We start from the raw sequence: 15,605 nt of genomic DNA on the forward strand, positions 1-15,605 counted from the left end.
GGGGGTCGGCTCACCCGGCCAACGTGATGAAAATGAGGGCCTGCCTGACGACAGGCCGCTACCGGCCCGCACACAAAAATACTGACACCCTCGCCGCGACGGACGCAAAGCGGTTCAGGCGACCTCAGCCAGTTCGCAAATCCCTGCCCCCACCCAAGTCGCCGCCCATCACCTGCGCACCCGCCAGCTCCAGCCCCGCCGAGAGAAACTGAACCCTCAAACCGACCCGCCAGCCCAACCTTTCAAGCACCCCCAGCAAGCAATAACCAAATCTGCGACAATCACACCTCTTTCGAATGCCGATTACACCGCAGGCCCACCTGCATCACCGAAAAGCCCAATGACTGACCACGCCATCGACAAACTGCTGCAAAACCTCGACCACGCCATGATCGCCGACCGCCACCGTCTGCGGCGCCAGTTGCATGAACTGCGCAAGCGCCCCGACGAGGCAAAGCTGGCGCAGTGGGCAGAGCGGGTGCAGGCGTCCTGCGCCCAGGTCACCGCCCGCCAGCAGAGCGTGCCATTGGTGCGCTACGACGACAGCCTGCCCATCGCCGCCAAGCGCGACGAGATCAAAAAAGCCCTGGCCGAACACCAGGTGCTGGTCATCGCCGGCGAAACCGGCTCGGGCAAGACCACCCAGTTACCCAAGATCTGCCTGGAACTGGGCCGCGGCAGCCATGGCCTGATCGCCCACACCCAGCCACGCCGGATCGCCGCGCGCAGTGTCGCCGCCCGCGTGGCTGAGGAACTGGGCACACCGCTGGGCGGCCTGGTGGGTTATCAAGTGCGCTTCGAAGACCAGAGCGATGCCAACACACTGGTCAAACTCATGACCGACGGCATCCTGCTGGCCGAAACCCAGCACGACCGCTTCCTGGAACGCTACGACACCATCATCGTCGACGAAGCCCACGAACGCAGCCTGAACATCGACTTCCTGCTCGGCTACCTCAAGACCCTGTTGCACCGGCGGCCCGACCTCAAGCTCATCATCACCTCGGCCACCATCGACCTGGAGCGGTTTTCCAAGCATTTCGACAATGCGCCCATCATCGAGGTGTCCGGCCGTACCTTCCCCGTGGAAACCTGGTATCGCCCGCTGATCAGCGAACAGGACGAGGAAGGCAACCCGATCGAGGACGACCTCACCGTCGATCAGGCTATCCTTGCCACCCTCGACGAATTGGCCCAGCACGAGCGCGGCCAGGGCAAGGGCCCGGGCGATGTGCTGATCTTCCTGCCCGGTGAGCGCGAAATTCGCGACGCCGCCGAGATTCTGCGCAAGGCGCAGTTGCGCCATACCGAAATCTTGCCCTTGTACGCGCGCCTGTCGCCGGCCGAGCAGCAGCGGATCTTCCAGCCCCATGCCGGGCGGCGCGTGGTGCTGGCCACCAACGTGGCCGAAACATCGCTGACGGTCCCCGGCATTCGCTATGTGATCGATACCGGCACGGCGCGCATCAGCCGCTACAGCTACCGCGCCAAGGTGCAGCGCCTGCCCATCGAAGCCGTGTCCCAGGCCAGCGCCAACCAGCGCAAGGGCCGCTGTGGACGGGTGGAGCCGGGCATCTGCGTGCGTCTGTACAGCGAAGAAGACTTCAACAGCCGACCGGCTTTCACCGACCCCGAGATCCTGCGCACCAACCTGGCGGCCGTCATCCTGCAAATGCTGCACCTGCGCCTGGGCGCCATCGACGCGTTCCCCTTCATCGAGCCGCCAGACGGCAAGGCGATCAGCGACGGCTTCAACCTGCTGCAAGAGCTCTCGGCGGTCAACCGTGAAAATCAGCTGACCCCGGTCGGGCGTCAGCTGGCTCGGCTGCCCATCGACCCGCGCCTGGGCCGCATGCTGCTCGAAGGCGCGCGCCTGGGCAGCCTGCAGGAAGTGCTGATCGTCACCAGCGCCTTGTCGGTGCAGGACCCACGCGAACGCCCCCCTGAGCGCCAGCAGGCCGCCGACCAGGCCCACGCGCAATGGAAGGACGTGGATTCGGACTTCGCCGCACTGGTCAACCTGTGGCGAGGTTTCGAGGAACAGCGCCAGGCGTTGACGGCCAACCCCTTGCGCAACTGGTGCCGCAAGCATTTCCTCAATTACCTGCGCCTGCGTGAGTGGCGCGACGCCCATCGCCAGTTGGCGCTGATCTGCCGCGAGCTGCAACTGACGGTCAACAAGGAACCGTGCGACTACCCCAAGCTGCACAAAGCCGTGCTCAGCGGCCTGCTCAGCCAGATCGGCCACAAGACCGAAGACGGCGATTACCAGGGCGCACGGCAGCGCAGGTTCTGGGTGCACCCGTCATCGGGTATCGGGCGCAAGCGCCCGCAGTGGGTCATGGCAGCCGAGCTGGTGGAAACCACCAAGCTCTATGCCCGCGTGGTCGCGCGTATCGAGCCGGACTGGATCGAGCCACTGGCCGGCCACCTGATCAAGAAGAACCACTTCGAGCCCCATTGGGAGAAGAAGCGCGGGCAGGTCGTGGCCTATGAGCAGATCACCCTGTATGGGTTGATCCTGGTCGGCCGCAGGCCGGTGCATTTTGGCCCCATCGACCCGGCCACCTCCCGCGAGCTGTTTATTCGTGAGGCCCTGGTGGGTGGTGAGATCCAGTCGCGGGCCAAGTGCCTGACGGCCAACAAGCGCCTGCTCGAAGCGCTCGACGCCCTCGAGGCCAAGGCCCGCCGTCGCGACATCCTGGCCGACGAAGAAACGCTCTATGCGTTCTACGAAGCGCGCCTGCCGGCCGAGATCCACCAGACGGCCACTTTCGACAGCTGGTACCGCATGGGCAGCCAGAAAGACCCCAACCTGCTGATCATGCGCGAGGAAGACGTGCTGGCACGCGAGGCCAGCGAGGTGACTGCCGCGCAGTACCCCGACAGCTTGCAGGTGGGCGAACTGCGCCTGCCCTTGACCTACCACTTCGAGCCCAATCACCCCCGTGACGGTGTGACCGTTCGGGTACCGGCACCCCTGTTGCCGAGCCTGCCAGGCGAGCGCCTGGAGTGGCTGGTGCCCGGCCTGCTCGAAGCCAAGTGCGTGGCGCTGGTTCGCAACTTGCCCAAGGCCCTGCGCAAGAACTTCGTGCCGGTGCCGGACTTCGTCAAGGCTGCCTTGGCCCGCATGACCTTCGGCCAAGGCGCGTTGCCCCAGGCCCTGGGCCATGAACTGCTGCGCATGACCGGTGCGCGGGTGCCCGACGAGGCCTGGGACGAATCGGTCAGCCTGGTCGAAGGCCACCTGCGCATGAACATCGAAGTGGTCGACGGGCAGGGCAAATTCCTGGGCGAAGGGCGTGACCTGGCGGAGCTGACCGCGCGGTTCGCCGCCGCCAGCCAGGCAGCGCTGGCAGTGCCACGCGATGCCAAAAGCGAGCAGCCGGTGCAGGCCAAGGCCTTCAGCGAAGTGAAACCCACGGCGCAGCAAAAGATCGCGGGGCTGTCGATGACGGTTTACCCGGCCTTGGTCGAGGACAATGGCACGGTGCGTGAAGGCCGCTTCTCGACCCAGGCCGAAGCCGACTTCCAGCACCGCCGCGCCTTGCAGCGCCTGCTGCTGCAACAGCTGGCCGAGCCGGCCAAGTTCCTGCGTGGCAAGCTGCCTGGGCTGACCGAACTGGGGCTGCTGTACCGCGACATGGGCCGGGTCGACGCGCTGGTCGAAGACATTCTGCTGGCCAGCCTGGACAGTTGCATTCTCGACGGTGAGCCGGTGCTGCCCCGTGAAGGCGCGGCCCTGGCGGCGCTGGCCGAACGCAAGCGGGGCAGCTGGGCCGAGCATGCCGAGCGCCTGGCGCGGCAGACCCTCGAGGTGCTGAAGCTGTGGCACGGGTTGCAGAAACGCTTCAAGGGCAAGATCGACCTGAGCCAGGCCGTGGCCCTGAACGATATCAAACAGCAGTTGGGCAACTTGGTGTACCCGGGCTTTGTGCGTGAAACGCCGGCGCTGTGGTTCAAGGAGCTGCCACGCTACCTCAAGGCCATCGAGCTGCGCTTGGAGAAGCTGGGTTCGCAGGTGCAGAAGGACCGGGTATGGAGTGGCGAACTGGCCAACTTGTGGGCGCAGTACAAGGCCCGTGCCGACAAGCATGCCCAGGAAGGCAAGCGCGACGAGCAGCTGGCCCTGTACCGCTGGTGGCTGGAGGAATACCGCGTGTCGCTGTTCGCCCAGCAGCTGGGCACCAAGGTGCCGATTTCCGATAAGCGATTGAGCAAGCAGTGGAGCCAGGTGGAAGGCTAAACTCACACAGTTGTGGCACTATTGAGACAATTTCGGGCCGCTTGGCGGCCCACTGCGCACAGCCCTGCTTCGCCTGCATGCTCACCGCCTACAGGGTGATGGCATCCATGAGGTGGGCTACCGTCAAGCGTGGGCTCTGCCCTCGTCGCAAAGTTAGTACTAAAGTGCCACTAAATCAGTGTATTTCCAGCCAGCGCCGGGTGGCGATGGCCCAAGAACAGAGGAACGACCGTGCATAATGTCGTGATCAGCGGCACCGGCCTGTACACCCCGGCCCAGAGCATCTCCAACGAAGAACTCGTAGCCTCCTTCAACACCTGGTCGCAGCAGTTCAACCAGGACAACGCCCAGGCCATCGAGCGTGGCGAGGTCGAAGCCGCACCGCTGTCCGATGCGGCGTTCATCGAAAAGGCCTCGGGTATCAAGAGCCGCTTCGTCATGGACAAGGCCGGCATCCTCGACCCGCAGCGCATGAAACCGCGCCTGCCAGAGCGCTCCAACGACGAGCCGTCGGTGCTGTGCGAAATGGCCGTGGCGGCGGCGCGCCAGGCGCTGGAGCGCGCTGGCCGCAGCGCTGCCGACGTGGACGGGGTCATCGTCGCCTGTTCCAACTTGCAGCGCCCTTACCCGGCCATTGCCATCGAAGTGCAGCAGGCGCTGGGCATCCAGGGGTTTGCCTTCGACATGAACGTGGCGTGTTCGTCCGCCACCTTCGGCATCCAGACCGCCGCCAACAGCGTGGCGCTGGGGCAGGCGCGGGCCGTGCTCATGGTCAACCCTGAAGTGTGCACCGGCCACCTGAACTTCCGCGACCGTGACAGCCACTTCATCTTTGGCGATGCGGCGACCGCGGTACTGCTCGAACGCGCCGATCACGCCACATCGGCGCACCAGTTCGACGTGGTCAGCAGCAAGCTGTGGACCGAGTTCTCCAATAACATCCGCAACAACTTCGGCTTCCTCAACCGCGCGGCGGAGGAGGGCGAAGGCGCCGCAGACAAGCTGTTCATCCAGGAAGGCCGCAAGGTGTTCCGCGAGGTGTGCCCGAAAGTGGCGGAGCTGGTGGGCGAGCATTTGCAGGAAAACGGCCTTCAGCCCAGCGATGTGGCGCGCTTCTGGCTGCACCAGGCCAACCTCAGCATGAACCACCTGATCGTCAAGAAGCTGCTGGGGCGTGAAGTGAGTGAACAGGAAGCGCCGGTGATCCTGGACCGCTACGCCAACACCAGCTCGGCAGGCTCGATCATTGCCTTGCACCTGTATCAGGATGACCTGCCACAAGGGGCGCTGGGTGTGCTCAGCTCGTTTGGCGCGGGGTATTCGATCGGCAGCGTGATTTTGCGCAAACGCTAAGCCGGCAAGGCTGGCGATGGCCGCCTAAAAGCGCAAACGGCCGGATGGGGACGGCCGTTTGCGCGGTGGCGGTGCTTAGAACTTGGCTTCCAGGTCTACCTGCAGCGTATCCACATCGGCGTTGCTGTTGGGCAGGTTGGAGTAGTCGGTCTTGGCCATCATATAGGCCGCACCGAGTGCGAAGTTCTTGTCGATCTCGTAGCCAACCTTGAACTTGTGACCGCGCGAGCCGGTGAAACCGTTGCCAAAGTCCGAGTCGGTAAACAGGCTCACGACGCCATTGCGCTGCACGTCGCGGTAGTTGTAGTCCAGGCTCCAGGCCCCGATCTTACTCTTCAGACCCGCCAGCCAGGCCTTGTCCTGCCCATCGGTGCTCTCGGTGTTCTTCACGAATTGGCCATAGGCCGACAGCGGGATGGCAAAGCCGGTGAAGTCCACCTGGCCAAAGCCTTCCACCAGGTTGAATTCGTCGGTGGTGTTGCCCAGCGAGCGCAGCGCGGCCGACGACTTGTCGTTGTCGTAGCCGTACACGCTGCCGCCCACCGTGACCTTGACGGTGTCGGCTGCGTTGAATTTGGTCCCCAACTGCGCAGCGTAGAGCTGTGCATCGTGCTTGAACTGCACGCCGTCGCCGTCGACGTTGTCCTTGAGGTTGTAGTGGCCGATGCTGCCGAACACCTCGGCAGGGCCCAGGTTGGTCTTGTAGGTGGCGGCTACGCCTTCGGGGTTGATGTCGCTGTCCCAGATGATGTCGCCCATGCTCACCCAGGGCTGCATCATCTTGCCGCCGATCAGGTGCAGGTTCGGCACGGCGGTGGGGTGCCAGTCCAGGTAGGCCAGGTCCACCCACAACGATTTCTTCTCGAAGTAGTTGTCCAGGCTCTGGTTGGTCGAGCGCGCATCGGCGCTGCTGCCGGTGGCGACCCGCACCCCGGCGTCCACTTGCGGGTTGATCTCGCTGTAGAAACCGACACGGGCACGCACACGCTCCCGGTCCTGGTTGCCGCTGCGGGAAATCGGGTTGTCCACGTTGACGTCTTCATAACGCAGGCGCACGTCGCCTTTGATCTGAGTCTTGGCCGCCCAGGCCACTTTTTGCTCGAACGAACTCATGCGCTCGGACTGGGCTTTCTGAGCGGCCTTTTCCTTGTTTTCCTGGGCCAGGTCAGCCTGTAGCTCGCTGTATTGCGCCTGGTTGATCGAGCCATTGGCGCGGAGCATTTCGAGCAGCTTGGCGTCAACGGCCGCACTGGCCGGAGTGGTGCTCATGGCCAGCACCATGCCGGTCAGGCTTGCTCCGGTAAGTGTAGAAACAAGACGCATACGGTTCTCCCTACTGAGTAAGATGGGGGACGCCGAGCGCCCGCCCCTGTGTTGGCACGTCTCCGGAAGGGCCTGGATAGACAGGTTCTGTGGTTCCGGAAAACAGGCGCAAGTATTGCGGGGGCGAGTGACAGATTAATGTCGGAATAGTGGCACTGTTGTGAAGTGAAGCCCGTCAGGCGATCGTCATTTGAGTCCGGCGCCCGGCTTGGTGATACTGAGGGCCTTGATGCCGCGAGCCGACCCTGTGACCAGTCTGTATAGCCTTGCTCATTTGCGTGATATGCCAACCGCCACCTGGGACGCCCTGGTGCCCGAAGGCCAGCCGTTTCTCAGCCATGCCTTTCTCAGTACGATGGAAGACAGCGGCAGTGTCGCGCGCAACAACGGGTGGGCGGCCGAACATCTGGTGCTCGAGCACGAGGGCAAGGTGCAAGCGCTGCTGCCGGGTTACCGCAAGTGGCATTCGTACGGTGAGTACGTCTTCGACCATGGTTGGGCGCACGCCTGTGAACGGGCTGGCATCGCCTACTATCCCAAGCTGCTGGGGGCCGTGCCGTTCAGCCCGGTCAGTGGCCCGCGCTTGCTGACGGCCGATGCGGCAGCCGGGCACTTGTTACTGCAGGCCTTGCCCGAGTACCTGAGCAAAGCCGGCCTGTCTGGCGCCCACATCAACTTCACCGACCCTGCGCTGGACGAACAGTTGGCGCGCCTGCCGGGCTGGATGGAGCGCCTGGGTTGCCAGTTTCACTGGCAGAACCGCGGCTACCGCGATTTCCAGGATTTTCTCGACACCCTCAGCTCCCGCAAGCGCAAGCAGATGCGCAAGGAGCGTGAGCAGGTAGCGGGGCAGGGGATTGATTTTCGCTGGTACCGGGGTGACGAACTGGACCAAGCCCAGTGGGATTTCGTCTACCTGTGTTACGCCAACACCTACGCTGTGCGCGGCCGGGCGCCTTACCTGACGCGGGAGTTCTTCAGCTTGCTGGCCGAGCGCATGCCCCACGCCCTGCGCGTGGTAATGGCGCGCCAGGCCGGGCGGGACGTGGCAATGGCGCTGAGCCTGGTAGGTGGGGACAGTCTGTTTGGCCGTTACTGGGGCTGCCTGGCCGAGTTCGATCGCCTGCATTTCGAGACGTGTTTCTATCAAGGCATGGACTTCGCCATAGCCCAAGGGCTGCAACGTTTCGATGCTGGCGCCCAGGGTGAGCACAAGTTGATTCGTGGGTTCGAGCCGGTGATCACGCGCTCGTGGCATTACCTGCTGCATCCCGGGTTGCGCACGGCGGTGGCCGATTTTCTGCTTCAGGAGCGTGAAGGGGTAATGGCGTATGCCGCCCAGGCACGGGAGATGTTGCCTTATCGCCGGGAAGAGGGCCATTGAGCCAGACACAGTCCCAATGCGGGTAATCGCTCGCTCGCGTTACCAGGCCGGCGCGGATTGGATTGGCGATGATGTAGCGAGCGACGCTGCGTACCTGTTCGTCACGGCGAAGGGCGCGGTCATGGAAGCCAGGTTGTCAGATTCGCTGGTGCTCGGCGCCTCGTGTATAAAGCGCGCAACTGCTGCGTAATTTGAATTCACGCATCAGCTCGTCGAGGCTGCAGGGGCCTAGCGCGATTAGCCAGTGCAGGTGATCGGGCATCAGTACCCAGGCGAGGCTCTGGCACTGTCGTTGCTTAGCAGTGAGTTGCAGCTGCTGGATCACGGCCCTGGCGTAGTGCAGGTGTGTGAAAAGTGGGGTACGGTTTCGGGTGGCGGTGGTCAGTAGATATAACCGCCCGGGCTCGGAGAACCTGCCCAGACGTAAGCGGTGAGAACCTCGGCCTATCATGGCGACCTCCTTGCGTAGTCATTGCAAGGGTAGCTGGCCATTGAAGTGGGCAGAGTGAGACAGTTTTACAGCCTATGGCTTGGGGCCGCAAAGCGGCTCCGGGTTTTGAACAGGCGCGAGGTTTCATCCCCCTCCTCAAGCCTGAACCCTCAAAGCCTGGGCATCACCTAATCAACCCCCACAAACCCACCTGTCTGATGCTGCCAAAGCCGCGCATACAGCCCCCGCTGCTCCAGCAACTCAGTATGGCTACCCACCTCCACGATTCGGCCCTTGTCCAGCACCACCAGTCGGTCCATGCGGGCAATGGTGGACAGCCGGTGGGCGATGGCGATCACGGTCTTGCCCTGCATCAGCGTTTCCAGGCTCTCCTGGATCGCCGCCTCCACCTCCGAGTCCAGCGCGGACGTGGCCTCGTCCATGATCAGAATCGGCGCATTCTTCAGTAGCACACGGGCAATCGCGATGCGCTGGCGCTGGCCGCCGGACAGCTTCACTCCACGCTCACCTACATGCGCATCCAGACCGGTACGGCCCTGGGCGTCCGACAGGTGCGGGATGAACTCATCAGCCCGGGCGCGGCGCACTGCTTCCTGCAACTGGGCGTCAGTCGCATCCGGGCGGCCGTACAGCAGGTTCTCGCGGATCGAGCGGTGCAGCAACGAGGTGTCCTGGGTGATCATGCCGATCTGCGCACGCAGGCTTGCCTGGCTCACCTGCGCAATGTCCTGGTCATCGATCAGAATCTGCCCACCTTGCACGTCGTACAGACGCAACAGCAAATTCACCAAGGTCGACTTCCCGGCACCAGACGGTCCGATCAGGCCGATCTTTTCCCCGGGCCGAATCGTCAGGTTCAGCCCCTCGATCACATTCCTCGCTTCACCATAGTGAAAGCGCACGTTCTCGAACCGCACGGCGCCCTGGGTAACCTTCAAGGCCGGGGCAGCAGGGCGGTCGGTGACGGTGACGGGCTGGGCTATGGTCTGCAGCCCATCCTGCACCATACCAATGTTCTCGAAAATGCCGTTGACCACCCACATGATCCACCCCGACATGTTCACGATGCGGATGACCAAACCAGTCGCCAAGGCAATGGCCCCCACCGTGATCAGCGACTGGCTCCACAGCCACAGGGCAAGCCCGGTGGTGCCGACCACCAGCACGCCGTTCAACGTGGTGATGACCACGTCCATGCTGGTGATCACCCGCGAAGCCAGCTGGGTTTTCTCGGTCTGCTCGCTGATAGCTTCGCGGGCATACTGCTGTTCGTGATCGGTGTGGGCAAACAGCTTGAGCGTGGCAATGTTGGTATAGCCATCGACGATGCGGCCCATCAGCTTGGAGCGGGCATCGGACGACACCACCGAGCGCGCTTTGACGCGTGGCACGAAATACGCCAAGGCGGCAATGAAACACACGATCCAGACCACCAGGGGCAACATCAACCGCCAATCAGCCTCGGCAAACAACACCAGCGACGTGATGGCGTAGATCAGCACATGCCATAACGCATCCACCGCCTGCACCGCCGAGTCGCGCAGCGAGTTGCCGGTCTGCATGATGCGCTGGGCGATGCGCCCGGCGAAGTCGCTTTGGAAGAAGTTCAGGCTTTGCTTGAGCACATAGCTGTGGTTCTGCCAGCGGATCATGCTGGTCATGCCTGGGTTGATGGCCTGATGCACCAGCAGGTCATGCAGCCCGAAGAACAACGGACGCAGCAACAGCACCACCACTAGCATCCAGATCAACTCGCCGCTGTGCTCGCTGAAAATACTGGCGCTGGGCGTGCCCTGGGCCAGGTCGATGATGCGGCTCAAAAAGCTGAACATGGCCACTTCGATCAACGAAGCGATCAGCCCAACCACCAGCAAAGCCAGGAAGCTTGGCCATACCTGGCGCAGATAATGGAAATAGAACGCCCACACGCCGCTGGGCGGCGCTTCGCTGGGGGCGTCGCGGAAGATGTCGATCAGTTGCTCGAAACGACGGTACAGCATCAGCGTTGAAACTCCTGTTCAACCGACCGGTAATCGGGTCACGTCCCTGTGAGACCCGCGATCAATCGATGCGTTTAGCCGACTTGATGAACACTGGGTCAGCGGGCACGTCACGCATGCCTTTCTTGACGGTGGTGGGCGAATTGACGATCTGGTCGACAACTTCCATGCCCTTGGTCACCTTGCCGAACACGGCATAACCCGCGTCACGGCCCGGGTTGAGGAAATCGTTGTCGGCCACGTTGATGAAGAACTGGCTGGTGGCCGAATTCGGGTTCGAGGTGCGGGCCATGGCCAGGGTGCCGCGGGTGTTTTGCAGGCCATTGCTGGCCTCGTTGCGGATCGGGTCCTTGGTGTCCTTCTGCACCATTTGCTCGGTGAAGCCGCCGCCTTGCACCATGAAGCCCGGGATTACCCGGTGGAAGATGGTGTTGTTGTAGAAGCCGCTGTCCACGTACTGCAGGAAGTTCTTGGTGCTGAGTGGGGCCTTCTCGGCATTGAGCTCGATTTCCACCTGGCCGAAGCTGGTGTCCAGCACAACGTGCGGCGTCTTGTCGGAAGCCATGACGCTGGTGGCGAACGCGACGGAACAGGCGGTAAGCAGCAGTTTTTTCAGCATGGGCGCAAAGGTCCTTCAAAGTGGAGGCGGCTGCATTCGAGGGCCGCCGGTACGGTGGATATATCGCAATGTACAAGGAGTAATAGCGTGCCGTGAATTTTCGACGGCTGCCAGTACAGGTGGTAGGCCAGGCACAGGCGCAGCGTTTGAAATTGTGTCAGGGCCTGATCGCGAGTTTGACACCCAGCTCGGACAGCCAGCCGGGGCCCGCGTTCGCAGCCGGCCCTGGCCATCACACTTACACCTGGGCCGGGGCTGCGAAGGGCACATCCAACGGTGCCGTGTCGAAGTTGCGCAGCAGGTCGATGAGGATCTGCGTGGCCGGGCCCAGGGACTTCTCCTTGCTCGCGTAAAGATAGAACAGGGGATGGCGGCTACCGCCCTGGTCCAGCGGCAGGGGTTTGAGCACACCGTCACGCAGCTCGCGCTCGATCATGTGCCGCGGCAACCACGCAAAGCCCAGCCCGCTGCTGACGAAGGTGGCAGCCGTGCCCAGGCTGCCGACCGTCCAGCGCTGTTCGGCGCCAAGCCAGCCCACATCGCGTGGCTGCGAGCGGCCCGAATCTCGAATCACCACCTGCAACTGGCTTTCAAGGTCCTGGAAAGTCAGTTCGCGTCCCAGCCGGTGCAGGCTGTGGTCAGGGTGGGCCACGGCCACGAATTCCACGGCGCTCAACTCCGCGCCCAGGTAGCCGCCAATGTTGTAGCTGCTGATGGCAAGGTCGGCGATGCCATCGAGCATCACTTCCTCGACCCCGGACAGCACTTCCTCGCGCAGGCGCACGCGGCAGCCGCGGCTTTGCGGCATGAAGGCGGCCAGGGCACGCACCAGGCGCGCGCTGGGGTAGGCCGCATCGACCACAAGGCGCACCTCGGCTTCCCACCCCTGTTCCATGTGGTGCGCCAGGTCCTCGAGTTGACTGGCCTGCTTGACCAAGTGCCGCGAGCGGCGCAGCAGCACACTGCCTGCCTCGGTCAGCACCGCCTTGCGGCCGTCGATGCGTAGCAACGGTACACCCAGCTGTTCCTGCATGCGCGCCACCGTGTAACTGACCGACGATTGCGAGCGGTGCAGCACCTCGGCAGCTTGGGCAAACCCGCCATGATCGACTACAGCTTGCAAGGTCCGCCATTGGTCCAGCGTCACGCGTGGCGCTTTCATGTCCTGCTCCTGTTGGCCTAAGCTGCGTTCCACACAAGGAGAACGCCCCATGAAGAAATATTGTGCGGCATTGCTGCTATGCCTGCCGGTGACCGCTTTTGCCTATCCCATCGACATGGAGAAACACATGGACGGGGTGAAGGTGGACGCCACGGCCTATGACACGGCCTATGACCTGGGGGCGATTACCCTTGAGAACTACGGCCAGGTGCCCGCCGCCTGCAAGGTGACCTTTCGCAACGGCCCTGAAGCCCCGCGGGTGCGCCGGGTAAATGTACCGGCCGGCAAGCGCGCCGATGTTACCGCCAAGTTCAACCGGCAGATCATCAAGTTGCGCATCAGCGTAAAATGCGCAGTTGAATAAACTAATTAATCGATAAATCGTACCGACTATTTACGCTTTTTCATCGATAGGTCAAGCGTTAACCTTCCTCCATCGCATCTACCCCAGCCCGATGGAGGCCGTCATGTCCCATGTTCTGATCGTCGAAAGCAGTGCACGCCAGCAGGATTCGATTTCCCGCCAACTGACCCAGGACTTCACTGCGCAGTGGCGCGCCGCCCACCCGGCCGACCAGATTACGGTGCGTGACGTGGCGGCCAACCCGGTGCCGCACATGGACGCCGACCTGCTCGGCGGCTGGATGAACCCTGAAGACCAGCGCAGTGCTGCCCAGCACCAAGCCCTGGCCCGCTCCAACGTGCTGACCGACGAGTTGCTGGCAGCCGATGTGCTGGTGTTGGCAGCGCCCATGTACAACTTCACCATCCCAAGTACCCTCAAGGCCTGGCTGGACCATGTACTGCGCGCCGGCATCACCTTCAAATACACGCCCACCGGCCCCCAGGGCCTGTTGAACGGCAAGCGTGCCATTGTACTGACCGCACGCGGCGGCATCCATGCAGGGGCTGGAAGCGACCATCAGGAACCCTACCTGCGGCAGGTGCTGGGCTTCATTGGCATTCACGACGTGACGTTCATTCATGCCGAAGGCCTGAACATGAGCGGAGATTTCCATGAAAAGGGCCTGAACCAGGCCAAGGCAAGCCTGGCGTCGGTAGCCTAACTGCAGCGAAGCTCAACACGTGCACCTGTCTCAGCGATTGTGGGTGACCGCTTCCTTTGAGCTTCGCAGCGCCTTCAACTCAACACATACCCCACCGGCAACAGCGCTGGCGGTAGCGGCGTCTGCCCCAGGGCGGCCAACACATCACGCTCTACCGTTCGCACCATGGCATCGGTAGGCAGGTCGTTCTCGTCGCGGCCGAACGGGTCTTCCAACTCGTTGCCAATGGCGTCGAGCCCAAAGAAGGTATACCCAACGATGGTCGTGAACAGCGGCGCCAGCCAGCCTAGCGGTTCGGCCAGGGCGAAAGGCAGCAACAGGCAGAAGATGTAGATGGTGCGATGCAGCAGCAAGGTATAGGGGAAGGGCAACGGTGTCCCCTTGATCCGCTCGCAGGTGGCCTGAACCTCCCCAAGCCCCGCCAACCGCTGCGCCAAGAGGTTGTAGCGCCACTCGGACAGGCCCTGCTGCTCGGTCAACCGCGAACACTGCTCGCCCAGGTGCAGGAGGATGCCGTTACACACGTTGTGGGGGCTGATCGCCTCGGCATTGCCAAGCCAGGGCCGCGCGGCGGCCAGGTCGTCCTCGTCTCGCAGCCTGGCATTGAGCCCATGGGCGAACCCGCACAGGCTGCGCAGCATGTCGGCGCGCAGCGTGGCATCGGCGATCACCACGCTTTCGCGAGTGAACGACCGAATCTCGACGATCAACCTGCCCCAGGCCTTGCGCCCCTCCCACCAACGGTCATAACACGCGTTGTTGCGAAAGCTCATGAAGATCGACAGCGACAAGCCGAGCAGTGTGAACGGTGTAGCGCTGACCGGATAGAAGAATGCCGGGTAATGCCGTTCCACCAGGACGATGACTGCCGCGAGCAAGGTGACCATCAGGCAGCGCAGGGCGATCTGCTTGATGATCGACCCTTTGAGGGTGAACAGCACTCGCAGCACACCCTGGGTGGGATGAACGATCATGGCAATCCAGAGACGGCTGATCAGCCGCCGGTCATGTTCATGAAGCGCAGGATTTGAACGTCGCCGCCCACCTCGAAGTGATGGCGGTACGGCTTGAGGTGCAACGAGTCGCGAATGGCTTTTTCCAGCCGTTCAGCGTTGCCGGGATGGGCCCGCAGCACATGCTTGAGGTCGACCGAGTGCTCATTGCCCAGGCACAGCAACAAGCGACCCTCTACGGTGAGGCGTACGCGGTTGCAGGTGGCGCAGAAATTGTGGCTGTGGGGCGAAATGAACCCCACCCGGGTGTGCGGGGCATCGGCCAGGCGCCAGTACCGCGCAGGGCCCTGGGAAGACTCGGTCGACTCGATCAGGCTGAACTGCTCGGCCAGCCTTGCGAGTACCTCGTCGCTGGAGAAAAACGACTCTCCACGGGCGTGCTCGCTGATCTCCCCCAGCGGCATTTCCTCGATGAAGGTGATGTCCAGTTCGCGATCGATCGCAAAGCGCACCAGGTCGACCAGCTCATCGTCATTGCGGCCCTTCAGTACCACGCAGTTGAGCTTGGTGCGGCGAAAACCGGCTTCACGTGCCGCGTCGATGCCGGCGATTACCTGGTGCAGGTCGCCGGTACGGGTCAGTTGCTTGAAACGGTCGGCATCCAGGCTGTCGAGGCTGATGTTCAGCCGCGTCACCCCCGCATCGAAGAGCGGTTGCGCCAGGCGCCCCAACTGCGAGCCGTTGCTGGTCAGGCACAACTCGCGCAGCCCTGGCAGGGCAGCGATGCGCCCGCACAGGTCGACGATGCCCTGGCGTACCAGCGGCTCGCCCCCGGTCAGGCGAATCTTGCAGGTGCCCAGCGCCACGAAACGCTCGGCCACCTGGAACAGCTCTTCAAGGCTCAGGATCTGCTGGCGGGGCAGAAACTGCATGTCCTCGGCCATGCAGTACACGCAACGGAAGTCGCAGCGGTCTGTGACCGACATCCGTAGGTAGTCGATTTTCCGGTTGAAGCCGTCGATCAGTGCCCGGCTGCTCTGTTCCACG

The 15,605-nt window shown here is 62.9% G+C and carries 11 protein-coding genes and 1 pseudogene; 5 read left to right on the forward strand and 7 right to left on the reverse strand.

Annotated features, from left to right (window positions below; genetic code table 11):
- Positions 1-340: 340 nt before the first annotated feature.
- Entirely contained in the window at positions 341-4,246 is a 3,906-nt protein-coding gene (gene hrpA / locus ACF8R3_RS15890; protein ID WP_392515870.1) for an ATP-dependent RNA helicase HrpA, read from the forward strand.
- Positions 4,247-4,477: 231 nt separating this feature from the next.
- Positions 4,478-5,599 (forward strand): beta-ketoacyl-ACP synthase III, encoded by a 1,122-nt coding sequence (locus tag ACF8R3_RS15895; RefSeq protein WP_058638040.1) that lies wholly within the window; start codon positions 4,478-4,480, stop codon positions 5,597-5,599.
- A gap of 75 nt (positions 5,600-5,674) precedes the next feature.
- On the opposite strand, the gene ACF8R3_RS15900 is transcribed toward ACF8R3_RS15895, so the two are convergent.
- Entirely contained in the window at positions 5,675-6,922 is a 1,248-nt protein-coding gene (locus ACF8R3_RS15900) for a putative porin (protein ID WP_078478949.1), read from the reverse strand.
- 229 nt (positions 6,923-7,151) lie between these two features.
- Here ACF8R3_RS15900 and ACF8R3_RS15905 point away from each other — a divergent pair, with 229 nt between their 5' ends.
- Positions 7,152-8,306, forward strand: a complete 1,155-nt coding sequence (locus tag ACF8R3_RS15905) for a GNAT family N-acetyltransferase (RefSeq protein WP_392515871.1) — start codon at positions 7,152-7,154, stop codon at positions 8,304-8,306.
- Here ACF8R3_RS15905 and ACF8R3_RS15910 read toward each other — a convergent pair.
- From ACF8R3_RS15910 to ACF8R3_RS15925, 4 genes and pseudogenes are all read right to left on the reverse strand, one after another.
- A pseudogene (locus tag ACF8R3_RS15910) lies at positions 8,305-8,757 on the reverse strand (transposase); the annotation flags it as partial. The gene ACF8R3_RS15905 and the pseudogene ACF8R3_RS15910 sit on opposite strands and share 2 nt — an antisense overlap.
- Positions 8,758-8,924: 167 nt before the next feature.
- Positions 8,925-10,757 carry an ABC transporter ATP-binding protein gene (locus tag ACF8R3_RS15915; protein ID WP_392515872.1) on the reverse strand — a complete coding sequence of 611 codons (1,833 nt, stop codon included), beginning with the start codon at positions 10,755-10,757 and terminating at the stop codon, positions 8,925-8,927.
- 61 nt (positions 10,758-10,818) lie between these two features.
- Positions 10,819-11,376 (reverse strand): peptidylprolyl isomerase, encoded by a 558-nt coding sequence (locus ACF8R3_RS15920; RefSeq protein WP_058638043.1) that lies wholly within the window; start codon positions 11,374-11,376, stop codon positions 10,819-10,821.
- A 238-nt stretch (positions 11,377-11,614) separates the two neighbouring features.
- Positions 11,615-12,538 (reverse strand): LysR family transcriptional regulator, encoded by a 924-nt coding sequence (locus ACF8R3_RS15925; protein WP_058604199.1) that lies wholly within the window; start codon positions 12,536-12,538, stop codon positions 11,615-11,617.
- Between the two features lie 49 nt (positions 12,539-12,587).
- Here ACF8R3_RS15925 and ACF8R3_RS15930 point away from each other — a divergent pair, with 49 nt between their 5' ends.
- Both ACF8R3_RS15930 and ACF8R3_RS15935 read left to right on the forward strand, forming a co-directional pair.
- The gene (locus tag ACF8R3_RS15930) at positions 12,588-12,902 is read left to right on the forward strand and encodes a hypothetical protein (RefSeq protein ID WP_058604200.1); all 315 of its coding nucleotides are present in this window, start codon (positions 12,588-12,590) and stop codon (positions 12,900-12,902) included.
- A 103-nt stretch (positions 12,903-13,005) separates the two neighbouring features.
- On the forward strand, positions 13,006-13,605 hold the full coding sequence (locus ACF8R3_RS15935) for an FMN-dependent NADH-azoreductase (RefSeq protein WP_196186403.1): 600 nt from the start codon (positions 13,006-13,008) through the stop codon (positions 13,603-13,605).
- A 74-nt stretch (positions 13,606-13,679) separates the two neighbouring features.
- On the opposite strand, the gene ACF8R3_RS15940 is transcribed toward ACF8R3_RS15935, so the two are convergent.
- Both ACF8R3_RS15940 and moaA read right to left on the reverse strand, forming a co-directional pair.
- Positions 13,680-14,579, reverse strand: coding sequence for a bestrophin family protein (locus ACF8R3_RS15940; protein WP_196126940.1), 900 nt, complete (start codon positions 14,577-14,579; stop codon positions 13,680-13,682).
- A 20-nt stretch (positions 14,580-14,599) separates the two neighbouring features.
- Positions 14,600-15,604, reverse strand: coding sequence for a GTP 3',8-cyclase MoaA (moaA, locus tag ACF8R3_RS15945; protein WP_196186402.1), 1,005 nt, complete (start codon positions 15,602-15,604; stop codon positions 14,600-14,602).
- Between the last annotated feature and the right edge of the window lies 1 nt (position 15,605).

It is taken from the genome of Pseudomonas sp. FYR_7 (assembly GCF_043106155.1).
Classification (GTDB): domain Bacteria; phylum Pseudomonadota; class Gammaproteobacteria; order Pseudomonadales; family Pseudomonadaceae; genus Aquipseudomonas; species Aquipseudomonas parafulva_B.